The sequence below is a fragment of the Pseudoxanthomonas sp. 22568 genome (assembly GCF_052044485.1).
Taxonomy (GTDB): domain Bacteria; phylum Pseudomonadota; class Gammaproteobacteria; order Xanthomonadales; family Xanthomonadaceae; genus Pseudoxanthomonas_A; species Pseudoxanthomonas_A beigongshangi.
In genome coordinates this window covers 143,289-162,630 of sequence record NZ_JBQENC010000006.1, presented here as the reverse complement: position 1 = coordinate 162,630, position 19,342 = coordinate 143,289, and the positions used below count along the sequence as shown (strand labels likewise).

Sequence of the window (19,342 nt, the reverse complement as noted above, 5' to 3'; positions counted from 1 at the left end):
CGGCCGTCTCTTTCACGCTGACTTCCCGATATTGCTTAGAAGTCGTACTGCACCATGAAGCGGACCGAGCGCGGGGTCTGCCAGGACAGCGGGGTCTTGTAGGTTTCGGTCTGCACGATCGGGTCACCCGCGTCGTTCTCGCCTTCCTCGTTGACCGCGATGGCCTTGTCCGCGTTGAACACGTTGAACACGTCGACCTTGAAGGCAAGCTTGCCGTCGGCGAATGCCGGACGATAGGCCACATTGAGGTCGAAGGTCGTCGTCCACGAGGTACGTCCGGCGGTGCCGCGGTCCACGACGGTGGTACCGCCATGCTGGCCAATCGGATCGCAGGAGAAGTACGCCGCGCGGTAGCCGACCGGGTCGTCGCCGTAGACACCGAAACAGTTGATCGGACGTCCCGACTGGACCAGCAGGTTGCCACCCACGGACCACTCGTCCGTGATGTCCCAGTTGCCGAACATCTTCAGGGTGTGGCGACGATCGTTCGGCAGGTAACCGAAAGAACCCAGCATCAGCTCCGGATAGTCGAAGTCCTGCGTGGTGCCGGTATCACCCTGGCCGATGTCGGACTTCACGCCGCCTTCGGTGTTGCCCTTGCTCTTGCCGTAGGTGTAGGAACCCTGCAGGAAGAACTTGTCCCACGCGCCTTCCCAGAAGAACTCCAGTGCGGAGTAGGTACGCTTGGCTTCCGGGCCCAACGCGTTCGCGGCGATGGAGACGCGCTCGGTGGTGCCGTCGCCATCAACGTCGATGTTCCAGATGCCATCGCTGCCGGGGTTGTACAGGCGGCAGTACGGGAACGACGGATTACCGACGGCCACGTCCGTATACCCGTTCGCTTCAGCCCAATCCTCGATCGGACGGATGTCGCAGGTATCGTCGATCGCACGCTTGAGCTCACGGTAGACACCGCGAACACCGGCGGACAGGTGCTCGGTTATCTGGGCCTGGAAGCCGAGGATGAATTCATCCTGATACATCGGCTTCAGGTTGGTCGACGCGATGGAGGCCGGGTTCTTGTTCTGACCGGTTTCGCCATTCGCATAATAGGGTTCCACCAACGGGCCGCCACCCGGCGTCATGTTGATGGGCACGCCCGTGACCGGATCGACACCCGTGTAGATGAAGTCCTGCATCTCGTAGATCGACGCGCTCGCCCCACGGACGGCAACGTTCGCGGTCAGTGGCAGGGCGAAACGACCGGCATTACCGAAGATCTTGAAGGACGAATCACCATTCACGTCCCACGAGAAGCCAAGGCGGGGAGCGAACTGGTTGTCGATCTTGACGTAGCTCTGGCCCAGTCCGTTCTTGTTCTCGAAGCTGTCCCAGCGCAAGCCACCGTAGACCAGGAAATTGTCGGTGACGTTCCAGGTATCTTCCACGTAGAACGCACGCTGCTCGACCTTCACCGTCGAACCTTGGCGGATGTTGATGCGGCGAACGAAATCGTTTCCGGTGTTCGGGTTGTTGTTGTACTGGTAGTAGTAGTTGCCCGAGTACGCAGTGCCATCCACCGTCTCGAAGTCGTCCAGGTCGTAACCGAACTTGACCACGTGATCGCCCAGCAGCCATTCGGCGTCGATGCGGAACTGGTCGCGGGTGTCCTTGGCATCGGAGCGGTTCAGGGAGGTCGCAAAGTCGCAACCGGAGTAGATGCCGGTGGCATCCTTGCGGGCGCTGGGACGGTTGTCACGCACGATCGGGCAACCGCCCACCACGCTGTTGAGATTGCCGTCATAGGAGATGCGGCTGCCGTCGGCCTGGATGGCGTGGTTCGAACGCGAGAATTCACCGTGGCCCGCGAGCGCCGTCAAGGTGAAATTTTCACTCAGGTAGCCGGTGTACTTCAGCGCATAGTTCTCGCCGCCGTCTTCTTCATGCAGCGTACCCAGATAGGTACCACGATTCGGCTTGACCGAATCACCTTCGAAGGTCGTGTAGTAATACGCGGTGTTGGTCTTGCGCTTGTCCGAGAACGCGGTCAGTGCCAACAGATGGTCATCTGTGATGTTCCAGTCCAGCTTGACCAGCCAGGACGGCGACTTCTGCTCTTCCTGGGTGTTCTTGCCACCACTCAGGACATTCGGGTAGGCGGCTTCGTCGGTGCGGCCATACTGCAGCAGTGCATACGCGAACAGCTTGTCCTTCACCAGCGCGCCACTGGCCCAGACCGACGCGGTCGCGGCCCAGCCCAGGTCCTTGGAATTGTCCGAAACCAGCCGGCCATTGCGGTAATACAGGTTCGGTGTGCTCTCGCGCAGCGATTCCGGTTCCCAGAAGATGTTGCCGCCGGCATGGAACTCGTTCGAGCCACGCTTGGTGATCAGGTTGATCACGCCGCCGGTGGAACGGCCGAACTCGGCACCATAGCCGCCCGTCTTGACCTGCTGCTCGGCGATCGCCTCGAAGGGGATCTGCGCGAAATTGAGGTTCTTGAAGGTATTGGTGATGTTGAAGCCGTTGACGTAATACTGGTTCTCCGACACCGAAGATCCGCCGAACGACGCCAGGTTTCCGAACGCGGCATCACCCTTGATGGTGCCGGGAGCCAGCAGCGCGACGCCGGTGATGTTGCGGGCAACCGGAATCTTGGCAATCTGTTCAGCGGTCAGCACCGTGGTGGATTCCACGGAGGACACGTCGATCGGATTGATGGCATTGGTGCCGACTACCTGCACCGCATCCAACGTGGTTGCACCACCCGAAGTGGCGGCGGCACGGGCGAAGTCGACATTCGCGGCCGTACCCACCGTCACGGTGATATCGCGGCTGGACGAAGCGCCGTCCGCGGCCTTGCGGGTGATCGTGTACTTACCGGTCGGCAGCGCGGAGAAACGATAGCTGCCGTCGCCGCTGACGTTGATGGTGCGGGTGAATCCGGTGTCCGGGCTGACGATGGTGATGGTGTCGCCGTCGACGGCGCGACCGGTGATGGCACCGGCCGAGTTCGACTGCGCCTGTACCCCACCCACGAAGCAGGCACCCAGGGCCAGGCTCAGGGCCGTGCGCTTGATGCCTTTCGACAAGTAACTGGAACCCATTTGTCTCTCTCTCTTGAGTTGTAAACGGCCGGTGCCAAAGCGGCTCCGGAATCCGAAGTGACAGGCCTCACGTAGCCTGTGAACCCAAGAGTAACGCAAATTTCTTTATTAAGAAAGAGTTATGTGCCCTTATAAATCAATCACTTGCCCTATTCATTTTCATTAACTGTAAATTAAAATACGCTTTAAATGCTCTCCATGAATGGCTTCCAAAAAAAGAAACGGCTGCCGAAGCAGCCGTTTTTCCTCGCTCGACAGAGGTCAGATTTAACCCAACTGGCCGGCAGTGCGCTCCTGCTCACCCTTCAACGCCCCCGGCATCCTCCCACCGAACTCCTCCAGATAGGCCCCGATACTTTCCACCTCGGACCGCCAGCCGTCCCGGTCGAAGCCGAACAGCTTGGCCTCGGCTTCCTGCGAAAGCGCCACGCCTTCGAGATTGAGGTCAGCGGGCCGCGGGAGATGGCCGATCGGCGTTTCCACGGCATCCGCCTGCCCTTCCACCCGCTTGATCATCCACTCCAGCACGCGCAGGTTCTCGCCGAAACCCGGCCACAGGAACTTGCCGTCGTCGCCCTTGCGGAACCAGTTGACGTGGAAAATCTTGGGCAGCTTCGCGCCGGGCTGGTCGAACGACAGCCAATGGGCGAAGTAGTCGGCGAAGTTGTAGCCGCAGAACGGTTTCATCGCCATCGGGTCGCGACGCATCACGCCAACCGCGCCGGTGGCGGCGGCGGTGGTTTCCGACCCCATCGCAGCGCCGACCAGGACGCCATGGGTCCAGTCGCGGGCTTCGAACACCAGCGGAACCAGCGATGCCCGGCGGCCACCGAACACGATCGCCGAAATCGGGACGCCCTGCGGATCTTCGGCGCGCGGCGAGTAGCTGGGGCACTGGCGGGCGGACACGGTGAAGCGCGAGTTCGGATGCGCGGCCGGGCCGTTGGCGGGATCGTACGGGCGTCCCTGCCAATCCAGCGCCGGCGTGCGTCCGTCCAGGCCTTCCCACCACGGTTCCTGCTCGTCGGTCACCGCGACGTTGGTGAAGATGGTGTGGTGGCTGATGGTGGCCAGCGCGTTCGGGTTGGAACTGTCCGAGGTTCCCGGAGCGACGCCGAAGAAGCCGGCTTCCGGATTGATGGCGTACAGCCGGCCATCGGCGCCCGGACGCATCCAGCAGATGTCGTCACCGACGGTCCACACCTTCCAGCCGGCCTGGCGGTAGCCCTCCGGCGGAATCAGCATGGCCAGGTTGGTCTTGCCGCAGGCGGAAGGAAACGCGGCGGCGACATAGTGGGTCTGGCCCTGCGGGTTCTCGATGCCGACGATCAGCATGTGCTCGGCCAGCCAGCCTTCCTGGCGTGCCTGGTGCGAGGCGATGCGCAGCGCGTGGCACTTCTTGCCGAGCAGCGCGTTGCCGCCGTAGCCGGAGCCGTAGCTCTTGATGGTCAACTCTTCCGGGAAATGCATGATGAAGCGGCGCTCCGGATCCAGTTCGCCGATCGAGTGCAGGCCCTTCACGAAGTTGCCCTCGCGTTCGATCCGCGCCAGTGCCGCTGCACCCATCCGGGTCATGATGCGCATGTTGGCGACCACGTAGGGCGAGTCGGTGATTTCCACGCCGCAACGCGCCAGCGGCGAATCGATCGGGCCCATGCAATACGGCACCACGTACAGGGTGCGACCGCGCATGCAGCCGGCGAACAGCGCGTCCATCTTGGCGTGTGCCTCGGCCGGCGCCATCCAGTGGTTGTTCGGGCCGGCGTCGTCGCGCTCCGGGGTGCAGACGAAAGTCAGATGCTCGACCCGCGCCACGTCGCTGGGGCTGGAACGGTGCAGCCAGCTGTGCGGATGGGTTTCGCGATTGAGCGGCAGCAGGGTGCCTTCGGCCTGCATGCGGGCGATGAGCGCGGCGTTTTCGGCATCGCTGCCATCGCACCAGTGGACGTGGTCGGGCTGGGTCAGCGCGGCGACTTCCGCGACCCAGGCGTTCAGCGCATCCAGCCTGCACCCCTGGGAATCCTGCGATTTGAAAACGTCGACCGCTGCGTTCATGCCGTGCCCTCGAAAAATGAGACCAAAATGATACCAATGTCCGGTCCCGATGACGAGGAGAACGCCGAATCGGATTCAGGAAGGTCAGGACTTGTCCCGGAGGGCACGCCCGGGCCTCCCGGAATCGGCGTCAGAGGCAGCAGTCCACATACATATGTAGACACGGCGCCGGCAGGCTCCCCTGCGGCAGGCCAGGAATTCCGGGGGCGGGCTCAGCCCGTGCGCGATCGCCGGTAGGGGTTGAAGAGCTGGAGCAGCCAGGGCTTCTGCGCCAGCACCAGGCTCACCCCGATGCGCTCGGACGCCGGCAGGGTCGCATCCCGCGCCAACAGGGCATCGAACTCGCGCGCCACTTCCTCCAGCCTTTGCCGCAATTGCTTGATGCCTTCGATGCTGAGGCTGCCGCTGAGCAGCAGCAGCGCATCCTGCTCGCCGTCGAAGGCATCGGCGAAGTAATCCGTCAGCAGGGTGTGGCGGAAATAGCGTTCCATCGGCCCATCGGCGCGCCACCGGAAGTTGCGCGCGGTCAGGGTGCGCGTGCGGTTGCCGGGCATCAGCTCGATGATGCCGAGGCGATCCAGTTTCACCAGCAGGCCGGTCCACTGGGCGGAGGTGAAGCCGAAGTGTTCCAGCACATCTTCCTGCCGCCATCGATTGAGGGTCAGGAACAGCGCCATCAGCAGCGCGGGCTCCTTCACCAGCGCCTGTTCCTGCGCCGCCTCCAACTGGGCCATCGGCTTGCGCCCGCGCGACGCCTCGGCGCTGAGTTCGGCCAGGCCGACATCCAGGACCTCGCAGATCTGCTCCAGCCGCTGCAGGCTCATGGCGCGACGGGAGAACATGCGCTTGATCGCCGCCTCGCTCATCTTCATCTGCGCCGCCAGATCGCGGTAGGTCATGCCCTGCCCGCGCAGGCAGCGCTTGAGCGCGTCGACCAGTTCCAGGGATACGGCCATGGGTAGCGGATTCCTATACCTTTCGTCCTCCGGAAGCTTACCTTGTCAAAGTTAGTTGAATCCGGACGGCGTCTGCGCCCACCTTGCGCTGCGCAAGGAGACCTGCCGATGACCCTGTCCAAACCCCCCGTTCCGTACTTCCGTCCCCTGTTGCTGGCGACCGCACTGTTCGCCGCCGCCGTTCCCGCCCGGGCCGCCGTCCAGTCCGATGGCGCCAGCCGGCATTCGCAGGCCAGCCTCGCCGCTTCCGTCGAAGTGCCCATGGCCGTCGTGCACGCGTTGGCGCATGGCGCGTCGGCCGTGGTGTCGGGGGTCGCTGTGGTGGGCGGCAGTGTGGCGGTGACCGTGTCGGCCACCGCCGCCGGCGCCTCGTTCGTGGTCTACCTGTCGGTGGAAGCGGTTCGCCGGCTGGGCATCGCGGTGGGAACCGCGATCAGCGTGACCGCCGTTGCCACCGGCTGGCTGCTGAGCGCTGCCGGCGAGACGCTGTGCTTCATCGCCAACGATAGCGTCCGTCCGCACATCCACAGCCATCGCTACGGGAGTTGAGCCGATGAACCGCCTGTTGATGCGCTGCGCATGGCTGTTGTGCCTGCCGCTGGCGGCCCACGCCGGCAACGAATGTCGGGAACAACAACTGTCGCCGGCCAAGGTCGCCTCGGCGGCGGAGACCGCCCTGCTGGCCGCCACCGCGCTGGAGCAGAGGGATGCGCCGGTGGCACTGATTGCGCGGGTCGGTACGGATCTGTCCAAGCAGGGTCTGGTCTACAGCCATGCCGGCTTTGTCGTCCGCGATCATCCCCAGGGACGCTGGACGGTGGTGCACCTGCTCAACGACTGCGGCAGCGATCGTTCGGGACTGTACGCGCAGGGGCTGGTGAATTTCTTCTCCGACGATCTGGTCAACCAGGATCTGCGCATCGTCTGGTTCAAGCCGGATTTCGCGCAGCGGCTGGCCGGGCGACTGCAACAGTTGCCGCGCCACAGCCTGCACCATCCACGTTACAACCTGATCGCGCGTCCCGGCGGCCGCAACTATCAGAACTCGACCGCCTGGCTGGTCGAAATGATGGCCAGCGCGATCGCCGACAAGCCGGTATACGACCGCGCCACGGCGTACGCCTTCGCGCGCGGCGATGGTTTCATCCCGGACACCATCCATGTTCCGTACACCAAGCGCGTGCTGGGCGGATTGTTCACCGCCAACGTCGACTTCACCGACCATCCGGTCGCCACCCGCCTGTCAGGCGACTACCCCGTGGTCACCGTACGCTCGATCTTCCGCTATCTGGACAGTGCGGGATACACCGAGCACGTGCAGGAATGGCGCAATGGCCGATTGATGACCGCACCCGGTCCCGCATGATTCCCGCGAGGCGGCTTTGTGCCCGCCTCTGCTCGCCGCCCTGGCTTTCCGCGAGCGAGGTGCGCCTCCTGCGCTCAGGTGGGAATGAGGGTGGAGATGACGTGTTCCAGATAGGCTTCGAACTCGTCGTGGGTCATGCGTGGCTGCTGCAGTTGCAGTGACAGCTGCAGGAAGCCCACATACGCGGCATAGGTCAGGCGGGCACGATGGATCGCGTCCTGGCGCGCCAGCCCCGCCTGACGGAACGACGCCATCAAGTATTCGAGTCGACGCTGCGATACACGATCGATCACCGGCTGGACCGCCGGATGATCCAGCGCCTTCAGCAACTCGCTGTAGATGATGTGTGGTTTGACTTCGTGTCCGACCAGTTGGAACAGCGCACGCAGGCGTTCGCGCGGATCCGGCACTTTTTCCAGGTTGCCGAATACGCTTTCCTGCTCCACCGCTTCCCAGCGCTCCAGCGCCGCCTGCAACAAGGCGTCGCGGGAAGGAAAGTGCCAGTAAAAGCTGCCCTTGGTCACGCCGAGGCGACGCGCCAGGGGTTCGACCGCCACCGCGGAGACACCCTGTTCGGCGATGAGATCGAGCGCGGCCTGCGCCCAGTCGTCGGCACTGAGACGGGCATTCCGCGGAGATGCGGCGGGAGCTGGGTCGGGGCTTGGAGTCGTCATGACCCCATTTAACCATACGGCGAAGTTTGTTGGAGTACGTTTGCTGCGATGCAACAAAACTTTCGCCAAATCAAACGCTTGCGATGGCGAAGAATCCCGCCGACCGATTGACTGCTCTAAACCGGCAAGCCCATACTAGCCCGTATGGTCAATGCCTCCTCTCCTGCCATGTCCCTCTCCGCAACCGGTGTCGGCGAAGCGCTGGGGCTGACCGGAGCCGGCGATCTGCGGCTCGCTGCCAGCCGGTTCGCTTCACCCGCCCCGCTGCAGGCGGAACCCGCATTGATCTACTCGCATGGCTTTGGCCAGACCCGCCATGCCTGGGCGCGGACCGCGCAAGTCCTCGCCGCGAAGGGCTATGCCGGCCTTGCCTATGACGCCCGCGGGCACGGTGACTCGCAACGGAATCCGGCCGAATTGCCTTACGCCGGCGAGCAGTTCGCCGATGATCTGATCATCGTCGCCGGCGAACAGGCCCAGGCGCCCATCCTCGTCGGTGCATCGATGGGCGGGCTGTTCGGCCTGATCGCCGAATCGCGCTGGCCTGGCCTGCTGCGGGCGATGGTGCTGGTCGACATCACCCCGCGCTGGGAATCGGCTGGCCTGGAGCGCATCCTCGGTTTCATGACCGCGTTTCCCTACGGTTTCGAGTCCCCGGAACAGGCCAGCGACATCATCGCCGCCTACCTGCCGCACCGCCGCAACCGCAAATCGCCGGATGAACTGCGCGCGTTGCTGCGTCCGGACGCAAACGGCCGCTGGCATTGGCATTGGGACCCGCGCCTGATCGACGAACTGGCCCGCGACAGCGAGCAGCACCAGGATGCCCTTGCCGAGGCCGCCAGCCGCATCCGCTGTCCGATCCTGCTGATCAGCGGCGGACGCAGCGACCTGGTCTCCGCAAGGACCGTCGAGGAGTTCCGCGCGCTGGTTCCCCACGCGCGGCACGTCCATCTGCCGGACGCCACCCACATGGTGGCCGGCGACGACAACGACACCTTCACCGCCGCCGTACTCGAGTACCTGGCCGAACTGCGGTCGCCGCAGGCGTCCTTCGCGCCAGCCCCCACCGAATCGTCCGCCGAAAGCGGATCCGCAACCGGAGCAAGTCCATGAGCATCCTAGCCCCCTTCCTCGCCTTCCTGTTGGCGGGCGCGTTCGCGGCCTATCACCGCCTGCGGCTGGCCTATTGGGCGGCGATCACCGCGACCCTGCTGGTAGCCTGCTGGCTGCTCGGCGCCAATCCGACCGCCACGATCATCGCCGCGGTCATCGTGGCCCTCATCGCCGTCCCGCTGCTGATTCCGACCATCCGCAAGCCGTTGATCACCGCGCCGCTGCTGACCTTCTACCGCAAGATCCTGCCGCCGCTTTCGCAGACCGAGCGCATCGCGCTGGAATCCGGCTCGGTCGGCTTCGAGGGTGAACTGTTCTCCGGCGATCCGGACTGGAACCAGCTGCTGTCCCAGCCGAAGCCCGAACTGACGGCCGAGGAGCAGGCCTTCCTGGAGGGTCCGGTGGAAGATCTTTGCCGGATGACCAACGACTGGGAAATCACCCACGTCCACGCCGATCTGCCGCCGGAAATGTGGGAGTTCATCAAGAAGAACAAGTTCTTCGGCATGATCATTCCCAAGTCCTATGGTGGCTTGGGCTTTTCGGCGCTGGCCCACCACAAGGTGATCCAGAAGCTGGCTTCGGTTTCCAGCGTGGTCAGCTCCACCGTCGGCGTGCCCAACTCGCTGGGCCCGGGCGAACTGCTGATGCATTACGGCACCGAGCAGCAGAAGGACTACTACCTGCCGCGCCTGGCCGACGGCCGCGAGGTGCCGTGCTTTGGCTTGACCGGTCCGTTCGCCGGTTCCGACGCGACCTCCATTCCGGACTACGGCATCGTCTGCGAGGGTGACTGGGACGGAGCCAAGGTAGTCGGCATCAAGCTGACTTTCGACAAGCGCTACATCACCCTGGCGCCGATCGCCAGCATCATCGGCCTGGCCTTCCGCATGTACGACCCGGACGGCCTGCTGGGCGACAAGCGCGATCTGGGCATCACCCTGGCGCTGATGCCGCGCGAAACCCCGGGCGTGGAAGTCGGCCGCCGCCACTTCCCGCTGAACTCGCCGTTCCAGAACGGCCCGGTGCGCGGGCATGAAGTGTTCCTGCCGCTGTCGCAGATCATCGGCGAGGAGAAGGGCATCGGCGAAGGCTGGCGCATGCTCAGCGAGTGCCTGTCGATCGGCCGCTCGATCACCCTGCCCTCCACCGCCAGCGGCGGTGCCAAGATGGGCGCGGTCGTCACCGGCGCCTATGCGCGCATCCGCAAGCAGTTCGGCCTGTCGGTCGGTCGTTTCGAAGGCGTCGAGGAAGCGCTCGCCCGCATCGCCGGCAAGGCCTACGCGATCAGCGCGTTGTCGCAGGCGACCGCGGCGGCCGTGGACCGTGGCGAGAAGCCGGCGGTGCCGTCGGCGATCGCCAAGTACCACTGCACCAACATGAGCCGCGACGTGGTCAAGGACGTGATGGACGTGGTCGGCGGCAAGGGCATCATCCTGGGGCCGCGCAACTTCGTCGGCCGCGCCTGGCAGGCCTCGCCGATCGCGATCACGGTGGAAGGCGCCAACATCATGACCCGCAGCCTGCTGATCTTCGGCCAGGGCGCGATCCTGTGCCATCCGTGGGTGCTGAAGGAAATGAAGGCGGCGCAGAATCCGGATACCGTCGCCGGTACCAACGAGTTCGATCGCAACCTGTTCGGCCATATCGGCTATGCGATTTCCAACGCGGTGCGTTCGTTCTGGTTCGGCCTGACCGCTTCGCGCATCGGCGCGGCCCCGGGCGACGAGTACACCCGCCGCTTCTTCCGCAAGATGGATCGCTACTCCGCCAACCTCGCGCTGATGGCCGACATCTCGATGCTGACGCTGGGCGGCAAGCTGAAGTTCAAGGAATCGCTGTCCGGCCGCCTGGGCGACGTGCTGAGCCATCTGTACATGACCAGCGCGATGCTCAAGCGCTACCACGACGAAGGCGCGCCGGCGGCGGATCGGACCCTGCTGGCCTGGGCCTTCCACGACAGCGTGCACCAGATCGAACTGTCGCTGTCAGCGGCGCTGCGCAACTTCCCGATCCGTCCGGTCGGCTGGCTGATGTGGGCGCTGATCTTCCCGTGGGGCCGCCGCGCGCACGCACCGGGCGATCGCCTGGGCCACCGTGCCGCCGCCCTGCTGATGACGCCCAACGAAGCACGCGATCGCCTGGCCAAGGGCGTTTTCACCACCCCGTGCGAGAACAATCCGGCCGGCCGCATCAACAGCTATCTGGCCAAGGCCGTGCTGGCCGAACCGGTGGAGCGCAAGTTCCTGAAGGCGCTGAAGAGCAAGGGCATCGAGGCGCTGGACTTCGCCAGCCAGCTGGACGAGGGCGTGCGCGAAGGCTGGATCACCGCGGAAGAGCGCAAGCAGTTGGAAGAACTGCGCACGATGACGCTGGATACCATCACCGTCGACGATTTCGATGCGCACGAGCTGCGCGCGGCCAGCTACTACGATCGACACCAGCCCGGCGACAAGTCACGCGCCGCGGCCTGACCCGCAACACCCGCGACGGCGAGCTTCGGCTCGCCGTCCTTGCATGGAGACCCCATGAGCGCATCCGTCCTGTCGATGTACCGCAGACTCTCGGCGCGGCCATTCGGCCATTGGCTGTTCTCGCGCCTGGTCTGTTTCAAGGCGCCCTACTTCGCCAGCATCCGCCCGCGCATCACCCGGCTGGAACCGAACCGCGGCGAGGCGACCATTTCCCACCGGCGCGGCGTCACCAACCATCTGGGCACCGTGCACGCCATCGCCCTGTGCAACCTGGCCGAATTCGTCGGCGGCCTGACCACCGATGTGAGCATCCCGGCCTCGATGCGCTGGATTCCGCGCGGCATGACCGTGGAATACCTGAAGAAGGCGGTCGGCACGATGCATGCGGTCGCCACTCCCGCCTTCCCGCCGCACGCCGCGGAAGAGGGCTACGAGTTGCCGATGGATGTGGTGGTGAGCAATCCGCAGGGCGAGGCGGTATTCCGCGCACGCATCGCGATGTGGGTGTCGCCGCGGCCGGCAAGCCCCGGCGTCTGACCTGATGGAAGCCGCGGGCGACTGGCTGGTCCGGCTGGCAGGCGTCCACAGCCTGGGCTTCGCCCTGTTCCACTTGGGTTTCTGGAAGCTGTTCCGCTGGAAGGACGAACTGGCCCGGGTCGGATTCGCCACCCGCGCGATCACCCAGATCCTCAACCTCCGCCTGATCTACCTGTTCCTCGGCATCGGCGCGGCCTGTTTCGCCTTCACCGGCGAACTGCAGGACAGCGGACTGGGACGCGCGGTACTGGCCTTCATGGCGTTGTTCTGGATCGGGCGGACGATCGAACAGTTCGTGTTCCTGCGGCGCCATCATTGGCTGCTGCACCTGCTGACCGCACTGTTCGTGCTGGGAGCGCTGTTGTTCGCGCTGCCGCTGGGCCTGTCTTTTCTGTAGGAGCGACGTCAGTCGCGACCGGAAATCGTCATCCCGGACGGCACTCGGTCGCAACTGACGTCGCTCCTGCAAGGAAAAGCCGGTTCAGCCGAAGAAGATGGCGGCAAGCGCGGCGACGGCGGGGATGCCCTGCACGAAGAATATCCGCCGGCTCACGCTGTAGGCGCCGTACAGCGCGGCCACGACCACGCAGACGAGGAAGAACACCACCACGTTCCATTGCTGGCTGAGCAGTCCCCACAGCAGGCCGGCGGCGAGGAAGCCGTTGTAGAGACCTTGGTTGGCCGCCAGCACCCGCGTGATCGCCGCTTTCTCCGGTGTATTGCGGAAAGTCTTCAGGCCTATCGGGCGCGTCCACAGGAACATCTCCAGCACCATGAAGTACAGGTGCAGCAGGGCGACCAGGAAGCTCAGCGATACGGCAATCAGCATGTTTCTCGTCCAGCGCGGCGGCCTCGACAGGATAGCCAAATGAGCCCGCGCGCGTCGCGCGCATGTTCAGGCGGTTCCTGTTGAAACCGGGACATCGGCGCGAACGCGAGGGCGGCGCCGTGCCCGGTCTCCAGGCGTTGGCTGGACGGTCTTGCCGGTCCGTCCACCGTTGTCCCCACCTCAGTCCGCCTTGCCCTCGGCGGCGACCGGCGCCGGTTCCGGCAACCGGCGCTGCGCCTGGATCACGCGCCATGCGCTCAGGGTCATGCCGGCGGCCACGCCGATACCGACCAGGAACACCACGCTGGATCCCAGCGCGGACAGCGCCTTGTGCAACCAGACGAAGCTGAGATCGCCGCCGCGGTAGACCACGGTATCGATGACCGCCTTGGCCTTGTAGCGCGATTCGCGATCGACGCGGGTGTAGAGGGTTTCGCGGGCCGGCTTGGCCAGCGAGAACTCACCCGCGCGGGTCGCCACCTGGACCACCCAGATCAGCGCCGGCAGCGGCGCGGCCGCCAGCAGCGCGTAGCCCAGCAGGATGGCGGTGGCCGGTATCAGCAGCAGCGGCGCGATGCCGAACCGGCGCAGCAGCCAACGGGTCAGGAATACCTGCACGAGGATGGTCAGCAGGTTCACGCCCAGATCCAGGTTGGCGTAATACGCGGTCCGCGAAGCGTCCTGCGCCAGTTGCCGCGCGATCGCCGCCTGCTCGTTGTACAGCAGGGTGCCGACGCCGACCCCGAAGAACATCAGCATCGCCAGCGAACGCAGCAGCGGATCCCGCCAGACCAGCCGCAGGCCGGCCAGCACCGAACCGCCCATCGCATCCTCGCCGCTGGCCTCGCGGTTGCGCTGCTCGCGGCGCACCGCCCACGGCCGCAGGCGCAGGATGCACAGCAGGCAGACCGCCAGGAACAGCGCCGAGACCAGCAGCAGGTTGCCCACGCCGATGCGTTCGACCAGCAGGCTGGTGATCGTCGGGCCCACCAGCGCGCCGGTGGTGCCGCCGGCGCCGATATAGCCGTAGACCTTCTTGGCGTCCTCGTTGTCGAACACGTCGGCCATGTAGCTCCAGAACACCGAGACCGCGAACAGGTTGAACACGGCCACCCAGATGAAGAACGCCGCGCCGCGTCCCGGCAGTTCCCGGTTGAAGGCCCAGTAGAAGAACCCCAGGCAGGCGATGAAGGCCAGGTACACCACCGGCAGGAACACCCGCCGCGGGTATCGCGACACCAGCGCGCCATAGATGGGCTGCAGCAGCACCATGCAGACGAAGGTGCCGGTGAACAGCACCTGCAGGGTGAAGTCCTTGAGGTCGATGCCATACTGCCCCGCCCAGCCGATCAACCGGGCGGGAAACACCGCCGCGACATCGCCCGAGGCGCCCATCGCGTCGCGTACCGGGCGCAGGACGTAGTAGCCGCTGAGCAGGCAGAAGAAATAAAGCAGCGACCACCACAGGGCCGGGGAATCCACGCCCAACTGCGAAATCACCTGGCGAAAGCCGGTGGGACGGGAGGCTTCGTGAGCGGGAGAATTCATGCGGATTGCCGTCGCCTGGCCGCCGGGATGGGAAGGACGGGCACTGCGGCCGGCGTCACGCGCGCAAGGTATCCGATGCACTGCAACATCGCCAGCGTTTTCAGGCGCCGCTGTGTTCCATCGCTGCGGAAGGCGCGCATCTGGTCGAGGCCCGCCGAGCATTTGCTCTATCCCCGCCCGATAGCTTCGATCCATCCCGGTTGCAGGCTTCCACGTGTACGACTACATCATCATCGGTGCCGGTTCGGCCGGCTGCGTGCTTGCCAACCGCCTCTCCGAAGATCCCGCCTGCCGCGTGCTGCTGCTGGAAGCCGGCCCCCGCGACTGGCATCCCTTCATCCACATGCCGGCCGGACTGGCCAGGCTGGTCGGCCAGAAGGGCGTGAACTGGAACTACGACACCGTGCCGGAAGCGCAACTCGACGGCCGGCGCCTGTGGTGGCCGCGCGGCAAGGTACTGGGCGGCTCCAGTTCAATCAACGCCATGTGCTACGTCCGCGGCGTGCCGGAGGACTACGACCGCTGGGATGCGGCAGGCGCGGAGGGCTGGGACTGGCAGGGCGTGCTTCCCTACTTCAAGCGCTCCGAGCGCAACAGCCGCGGCGCCGACGCGCTGCATGGCGCAGACGGCCCGCTGCACGTGTCCGACCTGCGCTACACCAACCCACTGTCCTCCGCCTTCATCGAGGCCGGACAACAGGCCGGCTACTCCCGCAACGACGATTTCAACGGGCCGGCGCAATCGGGTTTCGGTTTCTACCAGGTCACCCAGAAGGATGGCGCGCGCTGCTCCTCGGCCGTGGCCTACCTGCATCCGGTGCGGCACCGCTCGAATCTGGAAGTCTGCACCGGCACCCTCGCCCGCCGCATCCTGATCGAGGACGGCCGCGCGGTCGGCGTGGCCTATGCCCACCGCGGCCGCGAGATCCGGGTGCGCGCCGAGCGGGAAGTGCTGCTGGCCGGAGGCGCGATCAATTCGCCGCAGTTGCTGATGCTGTCCGGGATCGGACCGGCCGATCATCTGCGCCAGCACGGCATCACGGTACGGATGGACGCGCCGCAGGTCGGCCTGAACCTGCAGGATCACCTGGATATCTGCACGCTGCGGCATTCGACCCGGCCGGTCACCTACGACCGTACCAGCGAGTTGAAGACGGCCTTCGACTATTTCCTGCGCGGGCATCGCGGCCCCGGCACCAGCAACATCGCCGAAGCCGGCGCATTCGTTCGCTCGTCGCTGGCCCCCGACCCGCATGCCGATATCCAGTTGCACTTCGTGCCGGCCATGCTCGACGACCACGGGCGGCATCGCCTGGCCGGTGACGGCTATACGCTGCATGCCTGCTTCCTCCGTCCACGCAGTCGCGGCCGCATCCGCCTGGAGGACGCGGACGCGCGCACCCCGGCCCGCATCGAAGCCAACTACCTGAGCGATCCCGAGGGCTTCGATCTGAAGATGATGATCGAATGCGCGCGGCTGTCGCGCGAGCTGTTCGCCCAGCGTGCGTTCGACGACTATCGCGGCACGCCGATCTTCCCGGTCCGGGACGATCTGGACGACGCCGGGCTGGCGGCATTCGTGCGCGCCAAGGCCGAGACGGTCTATCACCCGATCGGCACCTGCCGGATGGGCAACGACGGCAACGCGGTGGTCGATCCGCAGCTTCGCGTGAACGGCATCGGCGGACTGCGGGTAATCGATGCCTCGGTGATGCCCACCCTCATCGGCGGCAACACCAACGCGCCGACGATGATGATTGCCGAACGTGCTGCCGACCTCATCCGTGGCCATGATCCCCTTCGCGTTGCGCACTGAATTACCCGCTGAAAATGCCTGCTCAGGGAGCTGAACAGGGCGCGCCGAAAATGCGACGGACGACACCCGGATCTTCAACTAGATGAACGACATGCGTGCGGAAGTTGCCGCCATTTGTGCAATCTGAAACAGCAACGTTATTATCGCGTCCAGCAACCGTTGCGCAGGCGATCAGTACATGAAGAAGAAGGTAACTCGGCGGCCGTTGCGCCCGTTCCGTATTGGGCTGCTCGGACTGCTGATACCTCTGACGCTGGCTTCCACGGCCCAGACGCCGCCCGTCGGCGCCGCCCGCACCGTCTCGCCGGCCCCGACCGCCACGACTTCCGTTCCCGCCGCTCAAGCCGCCACGGTTGCCGCCGCGACCGCACCCGCGCTCGCGCCTGGCTTCGACGTCGCCCGTTTCGAAGCCATGGCGCAACAGCTGACCCTGGGCGAACGCGTTCCCGGCCTGGCGCTGGCGATCGTCCACAACGGCCGCGTGTTGACGGCGAAGGGCTATGGCGTCACCGACGTCAGCGCGCCGCAGACGATCGACGGACACACCGTGTTCCGGCTGGCGTCACTCTCCAAGGCGTTCGCCGGCACCCTCGCCGGTTTGCTGGTCAACGACGGCTCGCTGCGCTGGGACAGCCGGGTGGCCGATTACGTGCCCAACTTCCGCCTCAGTGATCCGATGGCGACCCGCCAGGTGACCGTGGCGGATCTGCTGAGCCACCGGGTCGGCCTGCAGGCCCACAACGCCTTCGATCGCGACATCGAGGGCAATGCCGACTATTACGCGGTGACCCAGAAGTTGGCCTACGCGCCCATGAGCTGCGTGCCCGGCCAGTGCTACGCCTACCAGAACGTCGCCTTCAGCGTGTTCGGCGACGTGGTGTTCGCCGCCACCGGCGGTTTCTACGAACAGGCGGTCGACAAGCGCATCTTCAAGCCGCTGGGCATGAACGACGCCAGCCTGGGACTGGAGGGCATCGAGAACAGCGCGCGTTGGGCGCGTCCGCACGTGCGCAGCCGCAATGGCTGGGTCGCGTTGACGCCCAAACCGACCTACTACCGGCTGGCCCCGGCCGCCGGTGTCAACGCCAGCATCAGCGACATGGCACAGTGGCTGGTCGCGCAGACCGGGCATCGCCAGGACGTGCTGCCCGCGCCGCTGCTGGCCACGCTGCATGCCTCGCTGGTACCCACGCCGGGCGAGATGCGCGCCGGCTGGCGCCGCGATCGGATCTATTCCGCCGGCTACGCGCTGGGCTGGCGCGTGTTCGACTACGCCAGCCATCCGGTGGTCTTCCACGCCGGCGCCGTGCAGGGTTATCGCGGCATGGTCGCGCTGGTGCCCGAACGCGACCTGGGCATCGCCATCCTCTGGAACAGCGACAGCTCGGTCCCGTCCGGCCTGCTGCCGACGATCCTGGACCGCGCGATGGGCCTGCCGCCACAGCAGTGGCTGGACACGCCGATGGATACCAGCGATCTGCTGATGGCCGATTCGCCGCAGCCGGACAACAAGAGTGGCGCCGCCGCCAGCCAGGCAACCGCCTCACCGCGTTGACGTCCACCACCCGCGATGTTCCGCACGCGCCCCGCTATCCGCGGGGCGCGCCGGTTTTGGACCGCGGATTCGATCAGCGCGCGGGCGCCTGCTCCAGCACGGTCTTGAGCTGGCCCAGGCCACGCTCGTAGTCGGCGCCGATCATGCGATCGAACAGCAGGCCGAACCAGCGCGATATCGGGTTGTAGCCGTGTTCGGTATCGAAGGCCCAGGTCAGCCGGGTCGCGTTGCCGCCCTCGGCCACCAGCGTGTAGGTGGCGACGGAGGGATGGCCGCCGAAATCCAGGGCGACGATCACCTGCTCCGGCGCGCGGCTGCCGGTGATCCGCTGGCTGCCGGTTCCGACCGCCTGATTGCCGGACCAGCGCATGCTGGCGCCCACGCCTTCGGCGGGGCCTTCGTAGGTGTACTTGGCCTGCGGATCGGCGGCGAACCAGGGCGACCACTCGTTGAAGCGGCGGAACGAATTGAGGGTGGCGAACACTTCCGCCGGCGGCCGCTGGATGGTGATGGAACGTTCGACGTGGGTGCGCGCCGGCAGCAACAGGCTTCCGGCCACCAGCACCACGCCCAGCACGACCAGGATGCCCAGGGCCCATTTCAGCAACTTCATGTCATTCCTCCGCTTCGACGGCCGCCAGCTTAATCCCGCGCAAAAAAAAACTCTCCCCCTGCTGGGCACAGGGAGAGAGTCTGATGGATACGGCTAATCGGGGTTTGGCTTAGATCAGCGGAGCCGGGGTGGCCGGCAGCGCGACCGGAGCCGCTTTCTTCTTGGACTTGCGGGCAGGCTTCTTGGCGGCCTTCTTCGCAGCCTTCTTGGCCGGCTTCTTGGCAGCCTTCTTGGCGGCCTTCTTCACGGTCTTCTTGGCAGCCTTCTTGGTGGCCTTCTTCGCAGCCTTCTTCGCGGGCTTGCGGGCGACCTTCTTGGCAGCCTTCTTGGTGGCCTTCTTCGCAGTCTTCTTCGCTGCCTTCTTCGCAGCCTTCTTGGCCGGCTTCTTGGCAACCTTCTTGGCAGCCTTCTTCACGGTCTTCTTGGCGGCCTTCTTGGTGACCTTCTTGGCAGCCTTCTTGGCGGCCTTCTTCACGGTCTTCTTGGCGGCTGCCTTCTTGGTCGCCTTCTTGGCGGCCTTCTTGGCAGGTTTCTTCTTAGCAGCTTTCTTCATTGCCATGTGATGGCTCCTCGTCAGTGAACTTGGATTGGGTACATCGGGGTACGACACCTCTGCCCGAAGGCAGGCCCAGTTGCGGAATTCGCCGCGGGAGTCGGACCCGCAGGCAACCGTCGACGCGCCAGGCGCGTTGAACCGGATTCTTTTGTCGGGACCCTTCTGACGTGGTCCCCTACAAATACGAAAACACCCGGGTC

Annotated in this window: 16 protein-coding genes; 8 read left to right on the top strand and 8 right to left on the bottom strand. The window is 65.3% G+C overall.

What is annotated here, in order from left to right:
* Positions 1–35 precede the first annotated feature (35 nt).
* The 3 genes from ACTJI2_RS09820 to ACTJI2_RS09810 all read right to left on the bottom strand — a co-directional run bounded on the left by ACTJI2_RS09820 (position 36) and on the right by ACTJI2_RS09810 (position 6,058).
* Complete coding sequence (locus ACTJI2_RS09820; protein WP_440841969.1) at positions 36–3,047, bottom strand: TonB-dependent receptor; 3,012 nt, start codon at positions 3,045–3,047, stop codon at positions 36–38.
* 267 nt (positions 3,048–3,314) lie between these two features.
* Positions 3,315–5,102: a phosphoenolpyruvate carboxykinase (GTP) gene (locus ACTJI2_RS09815; RefSeq protein ID WP_440841968.1), complete on the bottom strand. Its 1,788-nt coding sequence runs from the start codon at positions 5,100–5,102 to the stop codon at positions 3,315–3,317.
* Positions 5,103–5,314: 212 nt separating this feature from the next.
* Positions 5,315–6,058, bottom strand: a complete 744-nt coding sequence (locus ACTJI2_RS09810; protein WP_183643970.1) for a helix-turn-helix domain-containing protein — start codon at positions 6,056–6,058, stop codon at positions 5,315–5,317.
* A gap of 108 nt (positions 6,059–6,166) precedes the next feature.
* Between ACTJI2_RS09810 and ACTJI2_RS09805 the strand changes: the two genes are divergently transcribed.
* Both ACTJI2_RS09805 and ACTJI2_RS09800 read left to right on the top strand, forming a co-directional pair.
* Positions 6,167–6,607 (top strand): hypothetical protein, encoded by a 441-nt coding sequence (locus tag ACTJI2_RS09805; RefSeq protein WP_440841967.1) that lies wholly within the window; start codon positions 6,167–6,169, stop codon positions 6,605–6,607.
* Positions 6,608–6,611: 4 nt separating this feature from the next.
* On the top strand, positions 6,612–7,424 hold the full coding sequence (locus ACTJI2_RS09800) for a DUF2145 domain-containing protein (RefSeq protein ID WP_440841966.1): 813 nt from the start codon (positions 6,612–6,614) through the stop codon (positions 7,422–7,424).
* A 74-nt stretch (positions 7,425–7,498) separates the two neighbouring features.
* Here ACTJI2_RS09800 and ACTJI2_RS09795 read toward each other — a convergent pair whose 3' ends face one another.
* A complete protein-coding gene (locus ACTJI2_RS09795) occupies positions 7,499–8,098 on the bottom strand; it encodes a TetR/AcrR family transcriptional regulator (protein ID WP_183643979.1) in 600 nt (199 codons plus the stop codon).
* 168 nt (positions 8,099–8,266) lie between these two features.
* Here ACTJI2_RS09795 and ACTJI2_RS09790 point away from each other — a divergent pair, with 168 nt between their 5' ends.
* The 4 genes from ACTJI2_RS09790 to ACTJI2_RS09775 are packed head-to-tail and all read left to right on the top strand — an operon-like array spanning position 8,267 to position 12,622.
* Entirely contained in the window at positions 8,267–9,214 is a 948-nt protein-coding gene (locus tag ACTJI2_RS09790) for an alpha/beta fold hydrolase (protein ID WP_440841965.1), read from the top strand.
* A complete protein-coding gene (locus ACTJI2_RS09785) occupies positions 9,211–11,688 on the top strand; it encodes an acyl-CoA dehydrogenase (protein WP_440841964.1) in 2,478 nt (825 codons plus the stop codon). The genes ACTJI2_RS09790 and ACTJI2_RS09785 overlap by 4 nt, the downstream gene beginning before the upstream one ends.
* A 54-nt stretch (positions 11,689–11,742) precedes the next feature.
* Positions 11,743–12,225, top strand: coding sequence for a hotdog fold domain-containing protein (locus ACTJI2_RS09780; RefSeq protein ID WP_183643985.1), 483 nt, complete (start codon positions 11,743–11,745; stop codon positions 12,223–12,225).
* A gap of 4 nt (positions 12,226–12,229) precedes the next feature.
* Positions 12,230–12,622: a hypothetical protein gene (locus tag ACTJI2_RS09775; protein ID WP_183643987.1), complete on the top strand. Its 393-nt coding sequence runs from the start codon at positions 12,230–12,232 to the stop codon at positions 12,620–12,622.
* An 84-nt stretch (positions 12,623–12,706) separates the two neighbouring features.
* Here the strand turns inward: ACTJI2_RS09775 and ACTJI2_RS09770 are convergent, their stop codons facing one another.
* Complete coding sequence (locus ACTJI2_RS09770) at positions 12,707–13,054, bottom strand: DUF1304 domain-containing protein (protein ID WP_192197340.1); 348 nt, start codon at positions 13,052–13,054, stop codon at positions 12,707–12,709.
* A 180-nt stretch (positions 13,055–13,234) separates the two neighbouring features.
* Entirely contained in the window at positions 13,235–14,602 is a 1,368-nt protein-coding gene (locus ACTJI2_RS09765) for an NTP/NDP exchange transporter (protein WP_440841963.1), read from the bottom strand.
* 214 nt (positions 14,603–14,816) lie between these two features.
* Between ACTJI2_RS09765 and ACTJI2_RS09760 the strand changes: the two genes are divergently transcribed.
* Both ACTJI2_RS09760 and ACTJI2_RS09755 read left to right on the top strand, forming a co-directional pair.
* Positions 14,817–16,418, top strand: a complete 1,602-nt coding sequence (locus ACTJI2_RS09760) for a GMC family oxidoreductase (protein WP_440841962.1) — start codon at positions 14,817–14,819, stop codon at positions 16,416–16,418.
* 178 nt (positions 16,419–16,596) lie between these two features.
* Positions 16,597–17,973: a serine hydrolase domain-containing protein gene (locus ACTJI2_RS09755; protein ID WP_440841961.1), complete on the top strand. Its 1,377-nt coding sequence runs from the start codon at positions 16,597–16,599 to the stop codon at positions 17,971–17,973.
* A 73-nt stretch (positions 17,974–18,046) separates the two neighbouring features.
* Here the strand turns inward: ACTJI2_RS09755 and ACTJI2_RS09750 are convergent, their stop codons facing one another.
* Complete coding sequence (locus tag ACTJI2_RS09750; RefSeq protein WP_183644003.1) at positions 18,047–18,586, bottom strand: SRPBCC family protein; 540 nt, start codon at positions 18,584–18,586, stop codon at positions 18,047–18,049.
* A gap of 109 nt (positions 18,587–18,695) precedes the next feature.
* Positions 18,696–19,145, bottom strand: a complete 450-nt coding sequence (locus tag ACTJI2_RS09745) for a hypothetical protein (protein WP_235996652.1) — start codon at positions 19,143–19,145, stop codon at positions 18,696–18,698.
* Positions 19,146–19,342 lie beyond the last annotated feature (197 nt).

Excerpts from the sequence above, each read along its gene's own strand:
- ACTJI2_RS09770 (WP_192197340.1), bottom strand. The coding sequence starts at position 13,054 with ATGCTGATTGCCGTATCGCTGAGCTTCCTGGTCGCCCTGCTGCACCTG.
- ACTJI2_RS09750 (WP_183644003.1), bottom strand. The coding sequence starts at position 18,586 with ATGAAGTTGCTGAAATGGGCCCTGGGCATCCTGGTCGTGCTGGGCGTG.
- ACTJI2_RS09805 (WP_440841967.1), top strand. The coding sequence starts at position 6,167 with ATGACCCTGTCCAAACCCCCCGTTCCGTACTTCCGTCCCCTGTTGCTG.
- ACTJI2_RS09820 (WP_440841969.1), bottom strand. The coding sequence starts at position 3,047 with ATGGGTTCCAGTTACTTGTCGAAAGGCATCAAGCGCACGGCCCTGAGC.
- ACTJI2_RS09810 (WP_183643970.1), bottom strand. The coding sequence starts at position 6,058 with ATGGCCGTATCCCTGGAACTGGTCGACGCGCTCAAGCGCTGCCTGCGC.
- ACTJI2_RS09790 (WP_440841965.1), top strand. The coding sequence starts at position 8,267 with ATGTCCCTCTCCGCAACCGGTGTCGGCGAAGCGCTGGGGCTGACCGGA.
- ACTJI2_RS09765 (WP_440841963.1), bottom strand. The coding sequence starts at position 14,602 with ATGAATTCTCCCGCTCACGAAGCCTCCCGTCCCACCGGCTTTCGCCAG.
- ACTJI2_RS09795 (WP_183643979.1), bottom strand. The coding sequence starts at position 8,098 with ATGACGACTCCAAGCCCCGACCCAGCTCCCGCCGCATCTCCGCGGAAT.
- ACTJI2_RS09755 (WP_440841961.1), top strand. The coding sequence starts at position 16,597 with ATGAAGAAGAAGGTAACTCGGCGGCCGTTGCGCCCGTTCCGTATTGGG.
- ACTJI2_RS09815 (WP_440841968.1), bottom strand. The coding sequence starts at position 5,102 with ATGAACGCAGCGGTCGACGTTTTCAAATCGCAGGATTCCCAGGGGTGC.
- ACTJI2_RS09775 (WP_183643987.1), top strand. The coding sequence starts at position 12,230 with ATGGAAGCCGCGGGCGACTGGCTGGTCCGGCTGGCAGGCGTCCACAGC.
- ACTJI2_RS09785 (WP_440841964.1), top strand. The coding sequence starts at position 9,211 with ATGAGCATCCTAGCCCCCTTCCTCGCCTTCCTGTTGGCGGGCGCGTTC.
- ACTJI2_RS09800 (WP_440841966.1), top strand. The coding sequence starts at position 6,612 with ATGAACCGCCTGTTGATGCGCTGCGCATGGCTGTTGTGCCTGCCGCTG.
- ACTJI2_RS09745 (WP_235996652.1), bottom strand. The coding sequence starts at position 19,145 with ATGGCAATGAAGAAAGCTGCTAAGAAGAAACCTGCCAAGAAGGCCGCC.
- ACTJI2_RS09780 (WP_183643985.1), top strand. The coding sequence starts at position 11,743 with ATGAGCGCATCCGTCCTGTCGATGTACCGCAGACTCTCGGCGCGGCCA.